This is a genomic window from Microbacterium jepli (genome assembly GCF_047237905.1).
Taxonomy (GTDB): Bacteria; Actinomycetota; Actinomycetes; order Actinomycetales; family Microbacteriaceae; genus Microbacterium.
The window spans coordinates 1,769,773-1,786,003 of sequence record NZ_JBDFLW010000005.1 but is presented as its reverse complement, the minus strand read 5'-3'; the positions used below and the strand labels follow the sequence as shown (position 1 = coordinate 1,786,003).

The 16,231-nt window shown below is 71.6% G+C and carries 10 protein-coding genes; 4 read left to right on the top strand and 6 right to left on the bottom strand.

Annotated features, from left to right (window positions below; genetic code table 11):
• Nucleotides 1-12 precede the first annotated feature (12 nt).
• Nucleotides 13-1,713 carry a long-chain-fatty-acid--CoA ligase gene (locus ABC304_RS12700; protein ID WP_412931149.1) on the top strand — a complete coding sequence of 567 codons (1,701 nt, stop codon included), beginning with the start codon at nucleotides 13-15 and terminating at the stop codon, nucleotides 1,711-1,713.
• Between the two features lie 77 nt (nucleotides 1,714-1,790).
• On the opposite strand, the gene ABC304_RS12695 is transcribed toward ABC304_RS12700, so the two are convergent.
• The 4 genes from ABC304_RS12695 to ABC304_RS12680 form a co-directional block, all read right to left on the bottom strand.
• Nucleotides 1,791-2,087: a YciI family protein gene (locus tag ABC304_RS12695; protein WP_412931148.1), complete on the bottom strand. Its 297-nt coding sequence runs from the start codon at nucleotides 2,085-2,087 to the stop codon at nucleotides 1,791-1,793.
• A 6-nt stretch (nucleotides 2,088-2,093) separates the two neighbouring features.
• The gene (gene ligA, locus ABC304_RS12690) at nucleotides 2,094-4,487 is read right to left on the bottom strand and encodes an NAD-dependent DNA ligase LigA (RefSeq protein WP_412931146.1); all 2,394 of its coding nucleotides are present in this window, start codon (nucleotides 4,485-4,487) and stop codon (nucleotides 2,094-2,096) included.
• 61 nt (nucleotides 4,488-4,548) lie between these two features.
• Entirely contained in the window at nucleotides 4,549-5,652 is a 1,104-nt protein-coding gene (gene mnmA, locus ABC304_RS12685; protein ID WP_412931144.1) for a tRNA 2-thiouridine(34) synthase MnmA, read from the bottom strand.
• A gap of 9 nt (nucleotides 5,653-5,661) precedes the next feature.
• Complete coding sequence (locus ABC304_RS12680; RefSeq protein WP_412931142.1) at nucleotides 5,662-6,873, bottom strand: cysteine desulfurase family protein; 1,212 nt, start codon at nucleotides 6,871-6,873, stop codon at nucleotides 5,662-5,664.
• A 59-nt stretch (nucleotides 6,874-6,932) separates the two neighbouring features.
• On the opposite strand from ABC304_RS12680, the gene glgX reads away from it, so the two are divergent.
• The 3 genes from glgX (at nucleotide 6,933) to glgB (ending at nucleotide 13,370) form a co-directional block, all read left to right on the top strand.
• Nucleotides 6,933-9,032, top strand: coding sequence for a glycogen debranching protein GlgX (gene glgX, locus ABC304_RS12675; RefSeq protein WP_412931141.1), 2,100 nt, complete (start codon nucleotides 6,933-6,935; stop codon nucleotides 9,030-9,032).
• Between the two features lie 73 nt (nucleotides 9,033-9,105).
• On the top strand, nucleotides 9,106-11,190 hold the full coding sequence (locus tag ABC304_RS12670; protein WP_412931140.1) for a maltotransferase domain-containing protein: 2,085 nt from the start codon (nucleotides 9,106-9,108) through the stop codon (nucleotides 11,188-11,190).
• Complete coding sequence (gene glgB, locus ABC304_RS12665) at nucleotides 11,187-13,370, top strand: 1,4-alpha-glucan branching protein GlgB (RefSeq protein ID WP_412931138.1); 2,184 nt, start codon at nucleotides 11,187-11,189, stop codon at nucleotides 13,368-13,370. The genes ABC304_RS12670 and glgB overlap by 4 nt, the downstream gene beginning before the upstream one ends.
• Nucleotides 13,371-13,442: 72 nt before the next feature.
• Here glgB and ABC304_RS12660 read toward each other — a convergent pair whose 3' ends face one another.
• Both ABC304_RS12660 and ABC304_RS12655 read right to left on the bottom strand, forming a co-directional pair.
• Nucleotides 13,443-14,396 (bottom strand): tetratricopeptide repeat protein, encoded by a 954-nt coding sequence (locus tag ABC304_RS12660; RefSeq protein WP_412931136.1) that lies wholly within the window; start codon nucleotides 14,394-14,396, stop codon nucleotides 13,443-13,445.
• Nucleotides 14,393-16,219 (bottom strand): DUF8094 domain-containing protein, encoded by a 1,827-nt coding sequence (locus tag ABC304_RS12655; protein ID WP_412931134.1) that lies wholly within the window; start codon nucleotides 16,217-16,219, stop codon nucleotides 14,393-14,395. The genes ABC304_RS12660 and ABC304_RS12655 overlap by 4 nt, the downstream gene beginning before the upstream one ends.
• Nucleotides 16,220-16,231 lie beyond the last annotated feature (12 nt).

Sequence of the window (16,231 nt, the reverse complement as noted above, 5' to 3'; positions counted from 1 at the left end):
TAGGCTGAGCGAGTGACCGTATACGACCCGCCTCGGCCGTGGATCCGCAGCTACGCTCCGGGGGTGCCGGACGACCTCGAGCCGGTGTCGGGATCGCTGGTGGACATCGTCGAGGCATCGGCGAGGGACTACCCGGATGCTGCGGCCCTGCAGTTCTTCGGACGCGAGACGACCTACCGCGAGCTGTCGGAGCAGATCGACCGAGCGGCCGCCGGACTCGCGGCGCAGGGCGTCGGCGCCGGAGATCCGGTGGCCATCGTGCTGCCGAACTGCCCGCAGCACATCGTCGCGTTCTACGCGGTGCTGCGACTCGGGGCGGTCGTGGTCGAGCACAACCCGCTGTACACGCCCCGCGAGCTGCGGAAGCAGTTCGAAGACCATGGGGCCACGACGGTCATCGCGTGGAGCAAGGTCGTCGCCACGATCCAGGAGTTCCCGGCCGACCTCGCCGTGCGCACGCTGATCTCCGTCGACGTGACGCGGGCCATGCCGCTCGCGACGCGCGCGGCTCTGAGACTGCCGATCGCGAAGGCGCGCGCGTCGCGTGCAGCGCTGCACGCCCGCGTGACGGGGACGGTGCCGTGGGAGCAGCTGCTGCGCGCCGCGCCGATCTCCCCCGCGCACCCGCGTCCGGCGACCGATGATCTCGCGATCATCCAGTACACGAGCGGCACGACCGGAACCCCCAAGGGGGCCGCGCTGACTCACCGGAACCTGGTGTCCAATGCCGCGCAGGCCCGCGCCTGGGTGCCGTCGATCGTTCGCGGCGAGGGCTGCGTCGTCTACGCGGTCCTGCCGATGTTCCACGCCTACGGCCTGACGCTGTGCCTGACCTTCGCGATGTCGATGGGTGCACGTCTCGTGCTCTTCCCGCGCTTCGACCCCGACCTGGTGCTGGCCGTCACGAAGAAGCATCCCGCGACGTTCCTGCCGCTCGTGCCGCCCATCGCCGACCGTCTGCTGAAGGCTGCGCGGGAGAAGGGCGTCTCACTGGCCGGCACGGAGGTCGCGATCTCGGGTGCGATGGCCCTGCCGCACGAGCTGGTGGTCCCCTTCGAGGAGGCGACCGGCGGGTTCCTCGTCGAGGGGTACGGCCTCAGCGAGTGCTCGCCCGTGCTGATGGCCAACCCCGTCGCCGACAACCGCGTGCCCGGGACGGTGGGCCTCCCGCTGCCGGGGACGGAGTGCCGGGTCGTCGATCCAGACGAGCCGACCCGCGATGTCGAGCCGGGCGGTCGCGGCGAGCTGCTCGTGCGCGGCCCGCAGGTCTTCGGCGGCTACTACGGCCGGCCGGAGGAGACCGCGGCCGTCTTCGTGGACGGCTGGTTCCGCACCGGCGACATCGTCCAGATAGACGAGGACGGGTTCGTCCGCATCGTGGACCGCATCAAGGAGCTCATCATCACCGGCGGCTTCAACGTCGCGCCCACCGAGGTGGAGAACGCCCTCCGCCAGCATCCGCGCGTGCGCGACGTCGCCGTCGTCGGGGTGCCGAGTCCGCACTCCGGCGAAGACGTCATCGCCGCGATCGTCGTGGACGGCGACGGCCCGGTCGACGTGGAGGAGGTGCGGGCGTTCGCCCGCGGCATCCTCACGCCCTACAAGGTCCCGCGTCGCGTGGTCGTGGTGGACGAGCTGCCGACGTCGCTCATCGGGAAGGTGCTGCGCCGTCAGGTGCGCGAGAAGATGCTCGCGGAGGCCGACCGCTCCTGAGCAGCGGCGCGGCGGCTGGCCGCTCCTGAGGAGCGGCGCGGACGACCCGCGCCGCGGCCGGCCCCTCCGGGCGCGCCTCAGTCGCCCCCAGGGACGTCGACCGCGTAGGGATACAGCTCTGCCGACATGACACCCGCCGAGACGGCCGGATCGGTCTGAGAGACCGCGCGGGCGCTGGCCTCGTCCGGCGCCTCGAAGATCGTGATGCCCGGTGCTCCGCCGTGCTCGGATCGGCCGGCGAGGAGCAGGATCCCGGCCGCAGTGAGCGCGTCCAGGTAGTCCGCGTGCTCGGCCATCGCCATCTCCTCCTCGGGAGTAGGAGCCGCGAGCATCCCGGGGCGAGTCGGGACGAGCCGATAGATCCACCGCGACATGTCGGATCAGTCCGCCTCGGTCGTGCCCGGCGGCACGTCATCGAGTGGCGCCGATTCGGTCGTCCCCTCGCCGGTCGTCTCCTCGGGCAGCGCCAGCGCTCCCGGACCTTCGGTGACCAGCAGACGGAACTGGGCCGCGTCGATGATGCGCACGCCGAGCGCCTCGGCCTTGCCGAGCTTGGAGCCCGCGCCCGGCCCGGCCGCGACGAAGTCCGTCTTCTTCGACACGCTCGAGGCCGCCTTCCCGCCGGCGGCCAGGATCGCCTCCTGCGCCCCCTCGCGGGAATAGCCGTCCAGGGAGCCGGTCGCCACCACGGTGATGCCCTCCAGCACCCCGCCCTGCACCACCGCACCGCCGGGCCCGGGATGCCCCGGCGTGCTGAGCCGCACCCCCGCGGCGCTCCAGCGGTCGATGATGTCGCGGTGCCAGTCGACCTCGAACCAGTCCACGAGGGCGTCGGCGATGATGCCTCCCACTCCCTCCACCGCGGCCAGCTCGTCTCGGGAGGCGGCGCGGATCGCCTCGACCGAGCCGAACCACTGCGCCAGCGCCCGGGCGGCGACCGGACCGACGTGGCGCACGTTCATCGCGACGAGGTAGCGCCACAGGTCTTTCGTCTTGGCCTTCTCGAGCTCCTCGATCAGGCGCGTGGCCTGCACCGAGGGCTGCGGGCCCGTCACGCCGGCCTTCTTCTCCGCGGCTGACGGGTTGCGCCGGAACGGAGCGCGACGGACGGGCAGGCCGGTCGCGTCATCGACCCGGGGTTCGCCCGTCTCGGCGTCTCGGACGACGACCTCGATCGGGATCAGCTGTTCGAGGGTGAGGTCGAAGAGTCCGGCCTCGGTCTCGAGTGGCGGCTCCTCGGGGACGGACGGCTGCGTCAGGGCCGCCGCGGTGACCTCGCCCAGGGCCTCGATGTCGAGCGCTCCGCGGGACCCGATGTGCTCGACCCGTCCGCGTACCTGCGCCGGGCACGACCGCGTGTTCGGGCAGCGCAGGTCGATGTCGCCCTCCTTCGCCGGCGCGAGCTCGAAGCCGCACTCGGGGCAGTGCGTCGGCATCACGAATGCGCGCTCGGTGCCGTCGCGCAGCTCGACCACCGGTCCGAGCACCTCGGGGATCACGTCGCCGGCCTTTCGCAGCACGACGGTGTCGCCGATGAGCACGCCCTTCGCCTTCACGATGTCCTGGTTGTGCAGGGTGGCCTGGCGCACGACCGAGCCCGCGACGCGCGCCGGCGCCATCACGGCGAACGGCGTCGCTCGTCCGGTGCGGCCGACCGAGACGACGATGTCGAGCAGCTTCGTGTTGACCTGCTCGGGCGGGTACTTGTAGGCGATCGCCCACCGCGGGGCGCGGCTCGTGGACCCGAGCTCGTCGTGCAGGGCGAGCTCGTCGACCTTCACCACGACGCCGTCGATCTCGTGCTCGACCTCGTGCCGGTGCTCGCCGTAGTGGCCGACGAAGGCGAGAACGCCCTCGATGTCGTCCGCCGTGCGGAAGTGCGGGCTCGTCGGGAGGCCCCACCCGGCGAGCAGCGCGTAGACCTCGCTCTGCGAGAAGACCGGCGGCTTCTCCCACGCGCCGATGCCGTGGACGTACATCCTCAGCGAGTCGAGGCGCGCCTGGCCCGCCTCCAGCTCGAGACCGTCCTTCTTCTCCAGCTGCTGTCGCAGGCCGCCGCTGGCGGCGTTGCGGGGGTTCGCGAAGGACGGGAACCGCCGCTCCGCGCTCAACGTGGACTTCGCCTCGTCGAAGGCCCGCCCGCGGGCGCGGGCCTCGTCGACGACCCGGTCGCGCAGCGCCGCCTGCAGGGCGTTGAGCCGCTCGAAGGCGGCGACGGGGATGAACACCTCGCCGCGGACCTCGACCAGCGGCGGGTGACCGTTGCCCGACAGGCGTTCGGGGATGCCCGCGACGCGCACGGCGTTGGCCGTGACGTCTTCACCGACCCGCCCGTCGCCGCGGGTCGCCGCCGAGGTGAGCACCCCGTTCTCGTACCGGAGGTTGAGCGCGAGACCGTCGATCTTCAGCTCGGTGAGCCAGCGCACGGTGCGGCCCGATGACGCCTGCGCCTTGGCGCACCACTCGGCCAGCTCCTCGGGCGAGAAGACGTTGTCCAGGCTCAGCATCCGCTCGGCGTGGGTGATCGGCGCGAACATCGACGCCTGCGCGGCGCCGACCGTCTGCGTCGGCGAGTCCTGACCCTGCAGCTCGGGGAACGCCCGCTCGAGAGCCTCGAGCCGATGCATCCATCCGTCATAGGTCGCGTCGTCGACGAGCTCGGCGTCACGGCCGTAGTACGCGTCGCGCGCGCCCGTGATCTTGTCGATGAGCGACTGCACTTCGGCGCGGGCATCCTCGCGCGACAGTCCGGTGGGAAGCTCCGCGTCGGTCACCGCCCCAGTCTATGGACGGCCTCCGACGCTCTCGCGAGTCCTCGAGCCGAGCGCTGACCGGTCAGGCGTCGACGGATACCGCCGAGACGGTGCGGTCGATCGTGAACTGCCCGATGACGCGCGTGCCGTCGTAGAGCACCGCGGTCTGGCCGGTGGCGATGCCGTCGAGCGGTTCGACCGGCGTGACGACGACGGTCGCGGCGTCCTGATCCCACACCGCGTGGGCGGGCACCGGGTCGGCGTGCGCGCGGATCTGCACGGCGCACGCGAATGCCGATGCCGCCGGCGCGGCCCCGGCCCAGGAGTAGGTCGACCCCGAGATCTCAGCCACGGCCAGCGCATCGCGCGGCCCCACCACGACCGTGTTGTCGACGGGACGGATCTCCAGCACGAAGCGGGGCTTGCCGTCGGGGGCGGGCACGCCCAGCGAGAGGCCGCGACGCTGACCGACCGTGAACGCGTGGGCGCCCTCGTGGGTGCCCACCTTCGCTCCGGCGCGGTCGACGATGTCGCCGGTCGCGGTGCCGACCTTCTCCGCGAGCCAGCCGCGCGTGTCGCCGTCGGGGATGAAGCAGATGTCGTGGCTGTCCGGCTTCTGCGCGACGGTGAGGCCGCGCTCCGCCGCCTCCGCGCGGACCAGCGCCTTGGAGGGCGTGGTGCCGAGCGGGAAGTAGGTGTGCGCGAGCTGCTCAGCCGTCAGCACGCCGAGAACGTAGGACTGGTCCTTCGCGGCGTCGGATGCACGATGCAGCTCGCGACCGTCGGGCCCGTCGACCAGCAGCGCGTAGTGACCGGTGCAGACCGCGTCGAAGCCCAGTTCGAGCGCCCGCTCGAGGAGGGCGGCGAATTTGATGCGCTCATTGCAGCGCATGCACGGGTTCGGCGTGCGTCCCGCCCGGTACTCGGCGACGAAGTCCTCGATCACGTCGTCGCGGAACCGCTCGGAGAAGTCCCAGACGTAGAACGGGATGCCCAGCAGGTCGGCCGCGCGCCGCGCGTCCATCGCGTCCTCGATGGTGCAGCAGCCGCGGCTGCCGGTGCGCAGCGTGCCGCCCGCGCGCGAGAGCGCGAGGTGCACGCCGACGACGTCGTGACCGGCCTCGACCGCGCGGGCGGCGGCGACGGCGGAGTCCACTCCCCCGCTCATGGCCGCAAGAACACGCATGCGGCCAGTCTACGAGGCGGTGCTGACCGCCGACTCGGAGCGCCGCCGGGGCGATGCCGCGGCGAGCGCGCGAGCGTGGACGTCGGGCAGCGCCGCCAGCAGCGCCTCCACGTCGGCCTCGGTCGACGTGCGGCCCAGCGTCAGTCGCAGCACGGAGCGTGCTTCGGCCTCCGTGCGCCCCATGGCCCGCACGACGTGCGACGGCTCGGGCACTCCGGCCTGGCAGGCCGACCCCGTCGAGACCGCGACGCCGGCCTGGTCGAGGAGGAACAGCAGGGTCTCACCGCTGCACCCCGGGAACAGCAGCTGGGCGTTGCCCGGCAGGCGGTTCTGCGGATCGCCGAGCAGCTCGGCCGTCGGAACGAGGTGCCGGATGCCGCGCACCAGCCGATCGCGGAGGTCGCCGAGCCGCGCGGCCTCCGCCTCGCGCTCGGCATCGGCGAGCTCGGCCGCCACGGCGAACGCCGTCGCGCCGGCGACATCCTGCGTGCCGGAGCGGAGCCCGCGCTGCTGCCCTCCGCCGTGCAGCAGGGCGGTGAGCGCCGCCGTCCGCGACACGACGAGGGCGCCGACGCCGACCGGCCCGCCGACCTTGTGCGCCGACACGCTGAGCGCCACCAGCCCCGCGCCCGCCGGGGCGTGGCCCCGCCACCGGGCGACGTCGACGGGCACGTGACCGAACGCGGCGATCGCGTCGAGGTGCAGCGGGATGCCGCACTCGGCCGCCGCGGCGGACAGGCCCGCGGCGTCGTTGAGCGTCCCGGCCTCGTTGCTCGCCACCAGCGCCGTGGCCAGCGCGGTGCGGGGGTCGGCGACGGCTTCCGCGAACCGGGCGACGGGGATGCCGGCTCGCGTGTCGACGGCGACCGGACGGACGGACGCGCCCTCGTGTCGGCGCAGCCACTCGACGGCGTCGTTCGTCGCGTGATGCTCGGCGTCGGGCAGGACGATCGTGTCGGCGTCCTCCGGGCGCGACCACCACAGGCCCTTGAGACCGAGGTTCACGGCCTCGGTGCCGCCGGAGGTGAAGACCACCTCGACGCTTTCGCAGCCCAGCACCGCGGCGACGCGCTCGCGCGATTCCTCCAACAGCCGTCGGGCCGCCTGTCCGCCGCCGTGGATCGACGACGCGTTGCCCACCACGTCGGCTGCGGCCAGCCAGGCGTCACGGGCTTCGGGCCGCAGCGGAGTGGTGGCGGCGTGGTCGAGGTAGGCGTGCATCCGCAGCCCCCCGTTCTCCCCGGTCGGCCGGTGCGGCCGCCCTGACTACTGTAGGTCGCATGGTCCTGACGGAGCACGATCTCGCCATCGCCCCGCCGCCCGCTCTGCTCGACCCGCGGTGGGACGGTCTGGGCGTCACCCTGCACGACGGAGTCGGCACTCTCCGCGTGTGGTCCGGCCACGCCGACGGCATCCGTCTCGTCATCTTCGACGACACCGATCTGGACTGGGCGATCGAGACCCTCCCGCTCGTCCACGTCGGTGGTGGCGTCTGGGAGGTCACGACGTCGCTCCTGCGCCCCGGCGCCCGGTATGCGATCCGGGTCGACGGGCCGCACGGACCGGGCAACATGTTCAATCCCGGCTCTCTCCTCCTGGAGCCCTACTCGCGCGGCCTGCTGCGGGGCGGCGTCAACGACTGGCGGTCGGTGGTGGTCGAGGGCGGCTTCGACTGGGGCGGCGTCGCGAAGCCGGCCGTGCCGATGGATCGCACGGTGATCTACGAGGGTCATCTCAAGGGCCTGACGAAGCGGCATCCGCTCGTTCCCCCCGCCCTGCACGGCACGTACGCGGGCCTGGCGCACCCCGCGATGATCGAGCACCTCCAGACGCTGGGCATCACGAGCGTGCAGCTGCTGCCGGTGCACGCCTTCACCACGGAACCCCGCCTCCTCAACCTGGGTCTCTCGAACTACTGGGGCTACAACACCGTCAACTTCTTCTCGCCCCACGCCCCGTACGCCACGAAAGCCAACCGGCGCGAGGGAGCAGAGGCCGTGCTGCGGGAGTTCAAGGGGATGGTGCGGCTCCTGCACGAGGCGGGCCTCGAGGTCCTCCTCGACGTCGTCTACAACCACACGGCCGAGGCCGACATCGGCGAGCCGCGCACGAGCTTCCGCGGGATCGACAACCGGTCGTACTACCGGCAGCAGCACGACGGCGCCTACATCGACGTGACCGGCTGCGGCAACTCGGTGAACACGTCGACGGATGCCGCGGCCCGCTTCGTGCTCGATTCGCTCCGCTACTGGGCGAACGACTGCCAAGTGGACGGCTTCCGCTTCGACCTCGCTGCGACGCTCGGCCGGGACGCGCACCACACGTTCACGCCCGAGCACCCGCTCCTGCGCGCCATCATCGACGACCCCGCCCTGGCAGGGGTCAAGATGATCGCCGAGCCGTGGGACGTCGGCATGGGCGGCTGGCAGACCGGCAACTTCGGCGACGGCTGGAGCGAATGGAACGACCGCTACCGCGACCGGGTCCGCAACTTCTGGCTGAGCGACGTCGACTACGCCCGCCGGGCGGATGTCGCGCCCGTGGGCATCGGCGGCTTCGCCGCCCGACTCGCCGGCTCCGCCAACACCTTCAGCGCCGAACGCGGTCCCCTCGCGAGCGTCAATTTCGTCACCGCCCACGACGGCTTCACCCTGCACGACCTCGTCAGCTACGACGTCAAGCACAACCTCGCCAACGGCGAGCACGATCGCGACGGGGCCGGGACGAACCGCTCGTTCAACCACGGCGTCGAAGGACCGACCGACGACGAGACCGTCCTCGCGACGCGACGCAAGGCGATGCGGAACCTGCTGGGCACCCTCCTGCTGTCGGCGGGCGTGCCGATGCTCACCGCCGGCGACGAGTTCGCCCGCACGCAGGACGGCAACAACAACGCCTACTGCCACGACTCGCCGCTCACGTGGCTCTCCTGGGAGACCGAGCCCTGGCAGGAGCACCTGGCCGCGCACGTGCGGACCCTCACCGCCGCGCGCCGGGAGAACCCGGCCCTCCGGCCGATGCGCTTCGCGCACGAGGAGGTGCAGGTGCCCGGGGCGTCCGTCATGGACTGGTACGGCGTGGACGGTGAGACGATGGGCATCGCCGACTGGACCAGCGCCGCGCACCGCACGCTCCAGTACGTCGCGACCTCGACGCCGCACGTGGAGGACTTCAACCGCATCCTGCTGATCGTCCACGGCGACGAGCGCCCCACCCGCGTCGTCCTGCCGCAGGTCGACGGCGTCGAGCACTACGAGTCGCTCTGGAGCAGCGCGGAGGAGGAGCCGCGCGCGGATCGGGCGGTCTACGAGCCCGGCGACGTCATCGAGGTCGACCCCACCTCGATGCATCTGTTCCGCGCCGTGGGCGACGCCTCCTAGCACGCCCGCGCGGGACAGGCCAGCACCGGTCCCGCTCCTTCGCGCGACGTGATCCGGGCGGTAGGTTCGGATCGTGGCCACACCGAAGCGCACCGCATCCCCGATCCTCACCCGCAGCGGCTCCACGATCCCGCTCCGACCAGCCGAGGCGTTCCAAACCGACGCCCGGACGCGCACGGGGCGCATCCCCCTGGCGCTGCCGTTCCCCTCCGTGCCCGGAGGCGCGTTCCGGCCGACCGCCTACGTGGGAGAAGTCGTGCCGTTCCGCGTCACGGCCTTCCGCGAGGGTCATGACCTCATCGGCGTCCACGTGCGTCTGTTCGCGCCCGACGGCACCGAATCGCTGCACCGCCTCTCCCCTCTGAACGACGGCTTCGACCGGTGGGCCACCATCGTGTCGCCGCTCGTGCAGGGCGTCTGGAGCTTCCGCTTCGAGGCGTTCGCCGACGAGTTCGCCACCTGGGAGCACGCGGCCGAGCTGAAGATCGCCGCCGGCGTCGACGCGCCCCTGATGCGCGAGATCGGCGCCCGCCTGTTCGACGGCGCGCGGGCCGAGAAGGACCGCTCCGTCGCCGAGCGGCGCACGCTCAAGGGCGCGGCGGCCGCTCTGCGCGACCCTGCGGTCGGCGACGCCACCGCGCTGGACATCGTGCGCGACCCCGCGATCGCCGCCTTCTTCGCGGATCGCCCGGTCACGTCGCTCGTCACGCTCGGCCCGCGACAGGAGCTGCTCGTCGAGCGCGAGCGCGCCGGCGTCGGCGCCTGGTACGAGTTCTTCCCCCGCTCGGAGGGCGCGAAGCAGAAGGCCGACGGCACGATCGAGAGCGGCACCTTCCGCTCGGCCACCGCGCGTCTCGCCGGCGTCGCCGACATGGGCTTCGACGTGCTCTACCTGCCGCCCATCCACCCGATCGGCCGCCTCAACCGCAAGGGGCCCAACAACACGCTGAACGCCGGCCCCGGCGATCCGGGCTCGCCGTGGGCCATCGGCAGCACCGAGGGCGGACACGACACCGTGCACCCCGACCTCGGCACGCTCGAGGACTTCCGCGCCTTCGTCAGCGCCGCGCGCACCGCCGGCCTCGAGATCGCGCTGGACCTCGCACTGCAGGCCGCCCCCGATCACCCCTGGGTCACGGAGCACCCCGAGTGGTTCACGACACTGCCCGACGGCACCATCGCCTACGCCGAGAACCCGCCGAAGAAGTACCAGGACATCTACCCGGTCAACTTCGACAACGACCCCGAGGGCATCAAGGCGGAGGTGCTGAGGATCGTCCGGCACTGGATCGCGCAGGGCGTGCAGATCTTCCGCGTCGACAATCCGCACACCAAGCCCCTGCAGTTCTGGGAATGGCTGATCGCCACGGTCACGCAGGAGAACCCCGACGTCGTCTTCCTCGCGGAGGCGTTCACGCGTCCGGCTCCGATGCAGGGCCTCGCGATGGCGGGCTTCCAGCAGAGCTACACCTACTTCACCTGGCGCAACACCAAGGAGGAGCTCGAGGAGTTCCTCACGCAGGTCTCGCAGGACACCGCGGACTTCCTGCGTCCCAACCTCTTCGTCAACACGCCCGACATCCTCACGGAGTACCTGCAGTACGGCGGCCGTCCGGCGTACCGCATCCGTGCGGCGATCGCCGCGACGGCTGCCCCGACATACGGCGTCTACGCCGGCTTCGAGCTCTTCGAGAACGTGGCCCGACCGGGCGCCGAGGAGAACATCGACAACGAGAAGTTCCAGTACAAGCTCCGCGACTGGGAGGGCGCAGAAGAGCGCGGTGACTCCCTCGCCCCGTTCCTGCGCCGCCTGAACGAGATCCGGCGGGCGCACCCCGCGCTGCGTCAGCTGCGCAACCTCTCGGTCCACTGGAGCGACGACGACGCGATCCTCGTGTACGTCAAGCACCTCGACGCCGCCCTCTCCCCCGACGGACGGGCCGACACGATCATCGTCGCCGTCAACGTCGACCCTCATTCGGCCCGCGAGACGATGGTCCACCTCGACACCCGCGTCTGGGGCGTGACCCCCGGCGAGCCGTTCGAGGTCGAGGACCTGCTCACCGGTGCGCAGTGGACGTGGTCCGACCACGACTTCGTGCGGCTCGACGCATTCACCGAACCCGTCCACATCCTGCACGTGAAGGAATCCCGATGAGCCTCGACGACATACTCCTCGACACGATCGCCGCAGGCGCCCACCACGACCCGCACGGCGTCCTCGGCCTCCATGCCGGCGCCGATGACACCGGCGCGCAGACCTGGACGGTGCGCACGCGCCGCCCCATGGCGTCCGCCGTCACCGCGACGTTCGCCGACGGCACGCAGGTGCCGCTGGACCACGTGCGCTCGGGCATCTGGGAGGGGACGCGCGCGGGCAGCCCCGGTGCCTACGAGATCACCGCCAGCTACGACGGCGGACCGGACTGGACTGCCGACGACCCGTATCGCCACGCTCCCACGATCGGCGAGCTCGACCTCCACCTCATCAGCGAGGGACGTCACGAGGAGCTCTGGCGCGTGCTGGGCGCTCACGTGCGCACCGACGACGGCGTCCCCGGGACCGCTTTCACCGTCTGGGCGCCCAATGCCCGCGCGGTGCGCGTGATCGGCGACTTCAACGGCTGGGACGGACAGTCCCACGCGATGCGCTCGATGGGCGGCACCGGAGTCTGGGAGATCTTCGCCCCGGGCGTCGGAGCGGGCTCGACGTACAAGTACGAGATCCTGACCCGCCGCGGCGACTGGATCCAGAAGGCCGACCCCATGGCGCGCCTGGCCGAGGTGTCGCCGGCGACCGGCTCCGTCGTCACCACATCCGACTACCGCTGGGCGGACGGCGACTGGATGACCGAGCGCGCTCGCACCACGCCGGTCTCGCGCCCGATGTCCATCTACGAGCTGCACTTCGGCTCGTGGCGTCCCGGCCTGGGCTACCGCGACGGTGCCGACCAGATCATCGAGTACGTCACGGAGCAGGGGTTCACGCACGTCGAGTTCCTGCCGCTCGCCGAGCACCCCTTCGGTGGCTCGTGGGGCTATCAGGTCTCGGGCTACTACGCCCCGACGAGCCGCTTCGGCAGCCCCGACGACCTGCGCTACCTCATCGACCGCCTGCACCAGGCGGGTATCGGCGTGATCATGGACTGGGTGCCGGGCCACTTCCCCAAGGACGCCTTCGCGCTGGCCCGCTTCGACGGCGAGGCGCTCTACGAGCACCCGGATCCCCGTCGCGGCGAGCACAAGGACTGGGGCACGCTCATCTTCGACTACGGCCGCAACGAGGTGCGCAACTTCCTCGTCGCGAACGCGCTGTACTGGTTCGAGGAGTTCCACGTCGACGGCCTGCGGGTCGACGCGGTCGCGTCCATGCTCTACCTCGACTACTCGCGCGAGGAGGGCCAGTGGGAGCCGAACGTCCACGGCGGTCGCGAGAACCTCGAGGCGATCCGCTTCCTGCAGGAGGTGAACGGCACCTCCTACAAGCGCTATCCCGGCATCGCGATCATCGCCGAGGAGTCCACGAGCTTCCCCGGCGTGACGCAGCCTACGAGCCACGCCGGTCTCGGCTTCGGCTTCAAGTGGAACATGGGCTGGATGAACGACTCGCTGCACTACATCGCACGCGACCCCATGTACCGCTCGCACCACGACGGCGAGCTGTCGTTCTCCTTCGTGTACGCCTTCAGCGAGAACTTCATCCTCCCGATCAGCCACGACGAGGTCGTGCACGGCAAGGGCAGCCTCTTCGGGCGCATGCCCGGCGACCACTGGCAGAAGCTGGCGAACATGCGCGCCTACCTCGCGTACATGTGGGGACACCCGGGCAAGCAGCTGCTGTTCATGGGCCAGGAGTTCGGGCAGATGTCCGAGTGGTCCGAGGGCCGTGGGCTGGACTGGTGGATGCTGGACCAGCCCGCGCACGCGCAGCTGCAGTCCTTCGTGGCCATGCTGAACCGCACGTACCGCGGCTCGTCCGCGCTGTGGTCGCGCGACAGCGACGGCGCCGCGTTCTCGCGGCTCGGTGCGCCGTCGTGGAACCCGAACGTCATCGCGTTCGCCCGTCGCGACTGGCACGGCGGCACCGTCGCGGTCGTCTGCAACTTCTCCGGCACGCCGATCCACGGCTACCAGCTCGACCTCCCGGAGGAGGGCGCGTGGCAGGAGATCCTCAACTCCGACGCGCAGGAGTTCGGCGGCTCGGGCGTCGGCAACCTCGGCATCGTCCACGCGGGCGAGGGCGGCCGCGCCTCGATGGTGCTGCCTCCGCTGGGCGTGCTGTGGCTCGAGCACCGCGCCGGTGGCGATCCGCACCTCCCCTCCGCGACACGGCGCTGAGTGAGACGCCGAAGGCGGGTGAGCCTGAAGCTCACCCGCCTTCGGCGTTCCCGGGCCGCACCCGGGCGATGATCAGAACAGCAGTGTGGTGAGCGCCCGGCGCGCGGCGACGACGCGCGGGTCCGCGTCGCCGACGAGGGCGAACAGCTCCAACAGGCGCTCCCGCACCGGGGCGCGGTCCTCCGGCGGGAGGATCGAGAACAGGTCCAGGAGCCGTCCGAAGGCGTCTTCGACGTGGCCGCCCGCCAGGTCCAGGTCGGAGGCGGCGAACTGGGCCTCGACGTCGGTCGGGCGGGAGGCCGCGGCATCCCGCACCTCCTGCAGGTCGAGACCCTGCACCCGGGCCAGCAAACGCACCTGTCCGAGACCGGCGCGGGCATCGGCGTCGCGCGGGTTCTCCGCCAGCGCCTTCTCGTAGGCGGCGACGGCGCGGGGGTAGTCCCCGGCCTCGATGGCGTCGAACGCCTCGGCGTGCAGGGGCGGCAGCGGCGGCTCCTCGGGCGCGCCCGCGGCGGCGGGCTCGGCCGCGTCGGCGGGCGTGACCGTGCCGGTCACGCCGTTCTGGGCCGCGAGCTGCAGGAGCTGACCGAGCACCTCGCGCACCTGGGCCTCCGGCACGGCTCCGGTGAACAGCGGAACCGGCTGCCCGGCGACGAGGGCGACCACCATCGGGATCGACTGCGCCCGGAAGGCTTGCGACAGCTGGGGGTTCGCGTCGACGTCCACCTTCGCGAGCACGACCCGCCCGGCGAGCTCGGTGACGACCCGCTCCAGGATCGGGCTGAGCTGCTTGCAGGGGCCGCACCACTCCGCCCACAGGTCGACCACGATCGGGACGGTGCGCGACAGCTCCAGCACCTGCGGGAACGTCTCGTCGGTGACGTCCATCACGAGCGGGACGGTCGGGCCGCCCGACGCCGCGGGAGATACCGCGCCGGGGGCCGCCGCGGGAGCGGCCGGGCGGTTGCGCAGCGAGGAGAGGTCGACGGCTCCGCGCAGGACGGCTCCGGGGGCGGGATCGGTCACGGGATCACTTTCGCGTCGAGGATGTGGGACGAGGCGCCCAGCAGACGGATCTTCTCCGTCGATCCCTGGCCGGGCACGTAGAAGAAGAGCTGGTCGCTGTAGGTCGTGGTGAAGCCGGTCGCGGACTGCTCCGCCCCGACGAGCGCCTTCACGGTCGGGTTGTTCGTCAGCTTGATCACCGCGTCGGCGTTGGTCGGCTTGACGGTGTCGGTCTCATTGAGGTTGACCGCCACGATCGCACCGCTCTCCAGCGTAGCCAGCGCCAGCGGGGGCTGGCTTCCCGCGGACGATTCGAACGTCAGGCTGCCCGTGTCGGCCGCGGTCTGATTGAACTCGTCGAGACGCTTCTGGCGGTCCGCGGCGACTCCCGTGCGGAAGCTGTCGCTGTCGGCGTCGAACAGGCTGAGGTAGGTGCTCGCGTCGCCGTTGTTGAGGATGTCGGCGTAGGCCGCGGCCACCTTGTCGGGCGCGAGGGTCAGGAAGTCGGATCCCGGCGGAACCTGCGGCGCGCCGACATAGGGGGCCGCGAGCTCGGGCAGCTCGGTGGATGCCTCCAGGTTGGCCATGTAGGTGAGCTTGAAGGCGGACCACGGGTCGGCCTGCGTGAGCATCATGACGCTGGAGACCTTGTCGGCCTGGTCGTCCACGACGGTCATGACGGTGCGCGGCCAGGCGTCGTAGGCGACCGGCAGGACGATGCGCAGCGGCTTGGCCTGCACGGCGGGCAGCGCGGCGTAATCGGCGATCGACGACCGCAGCGCGTAGTTCGTGGTGCGCTCGGCGAGCATGGCGCCGTCCAGCCGTGTCGCGGCGAGAGCCTGATCGCTCGCGGCATCGGCCTCGGCCACGGTGTCGGCGACGCGGGCGAGGATCCGCTCCGCCTGTGCCTCGGTGACCGCCGGGGACTGCTGTCCCTCGGGCACGATCACCGATGCCGACGGGGTCGGGCTGGCCGTGCCGCCGACGGTGGGCCAGGCGTCGGCCGAGCAGCCGGTCGCCAGGAGCGCCGAGACGGCGACGACCGGGACGAGCAGGGTGCGACGACCGCGGCCGAGGGACCGTCGCGAGGAGCCGCTGCTGATGACGCCCTTGTCGGCCTCGGCGGTCGCGAGGTCGATGGGCTCCGTCACCGGGAGCGGCAGGCCCTTGCGTCGCGGACCCTTCGAGCGCCGGACGTGCCGGATGCCGAGGATGTAGAGGAAGACGCCCACGGCCATCAGGAGCGCGCCACCGACGATGAGCGGTCCCGCCCACGGCGTCGCGTTGCCGATCGGCCACGACACCGAGATGTCGGCCGGCGCCGGACTCGTGCCGTCCCCGGCGATGAGCACGCTCATGTCGGACGGAAGCTGCAGCGGAGCCACCAGCTGGTCGTCCTGCTGGAACTCATCGAGCCAGAGATCGGAGCCGATGGGATCGCGGGTCGCGGCGGCCGCGGCATCCGTCGTCCCGGCGTCGGTCGTGGTGTCCGTCGCTCCGCTCGTCGGAGCCGGTGTCGCCGTCGGCTGCACCTCGGAGGTGGTCAGCGCGCCGTTCTCCCCCACACCGACCTGCACGTAATCGGTATCCGACAGCCAGGCCTTCACGTCGGCGGTGCGCCCGTACGCGGCGAAGATCGTCCCGCTGCCCTCCGCGCGGAGGGTCTGAGCGCCCGGCAGGCTGTTGAGGACCGAACCGTCCACGAGCACATACGGGGTGTCCTGCGACAGGGACACGGACTCCGTCTGCGTCTTGGGTCCTTGGAAGACCGTCCGCTGCGCGATGCCTGCGCCGATCATCGCGGCGGCCAGGACGAAGGCCAGAACGGCCCACACGAATCGCACGAAAGACACCTT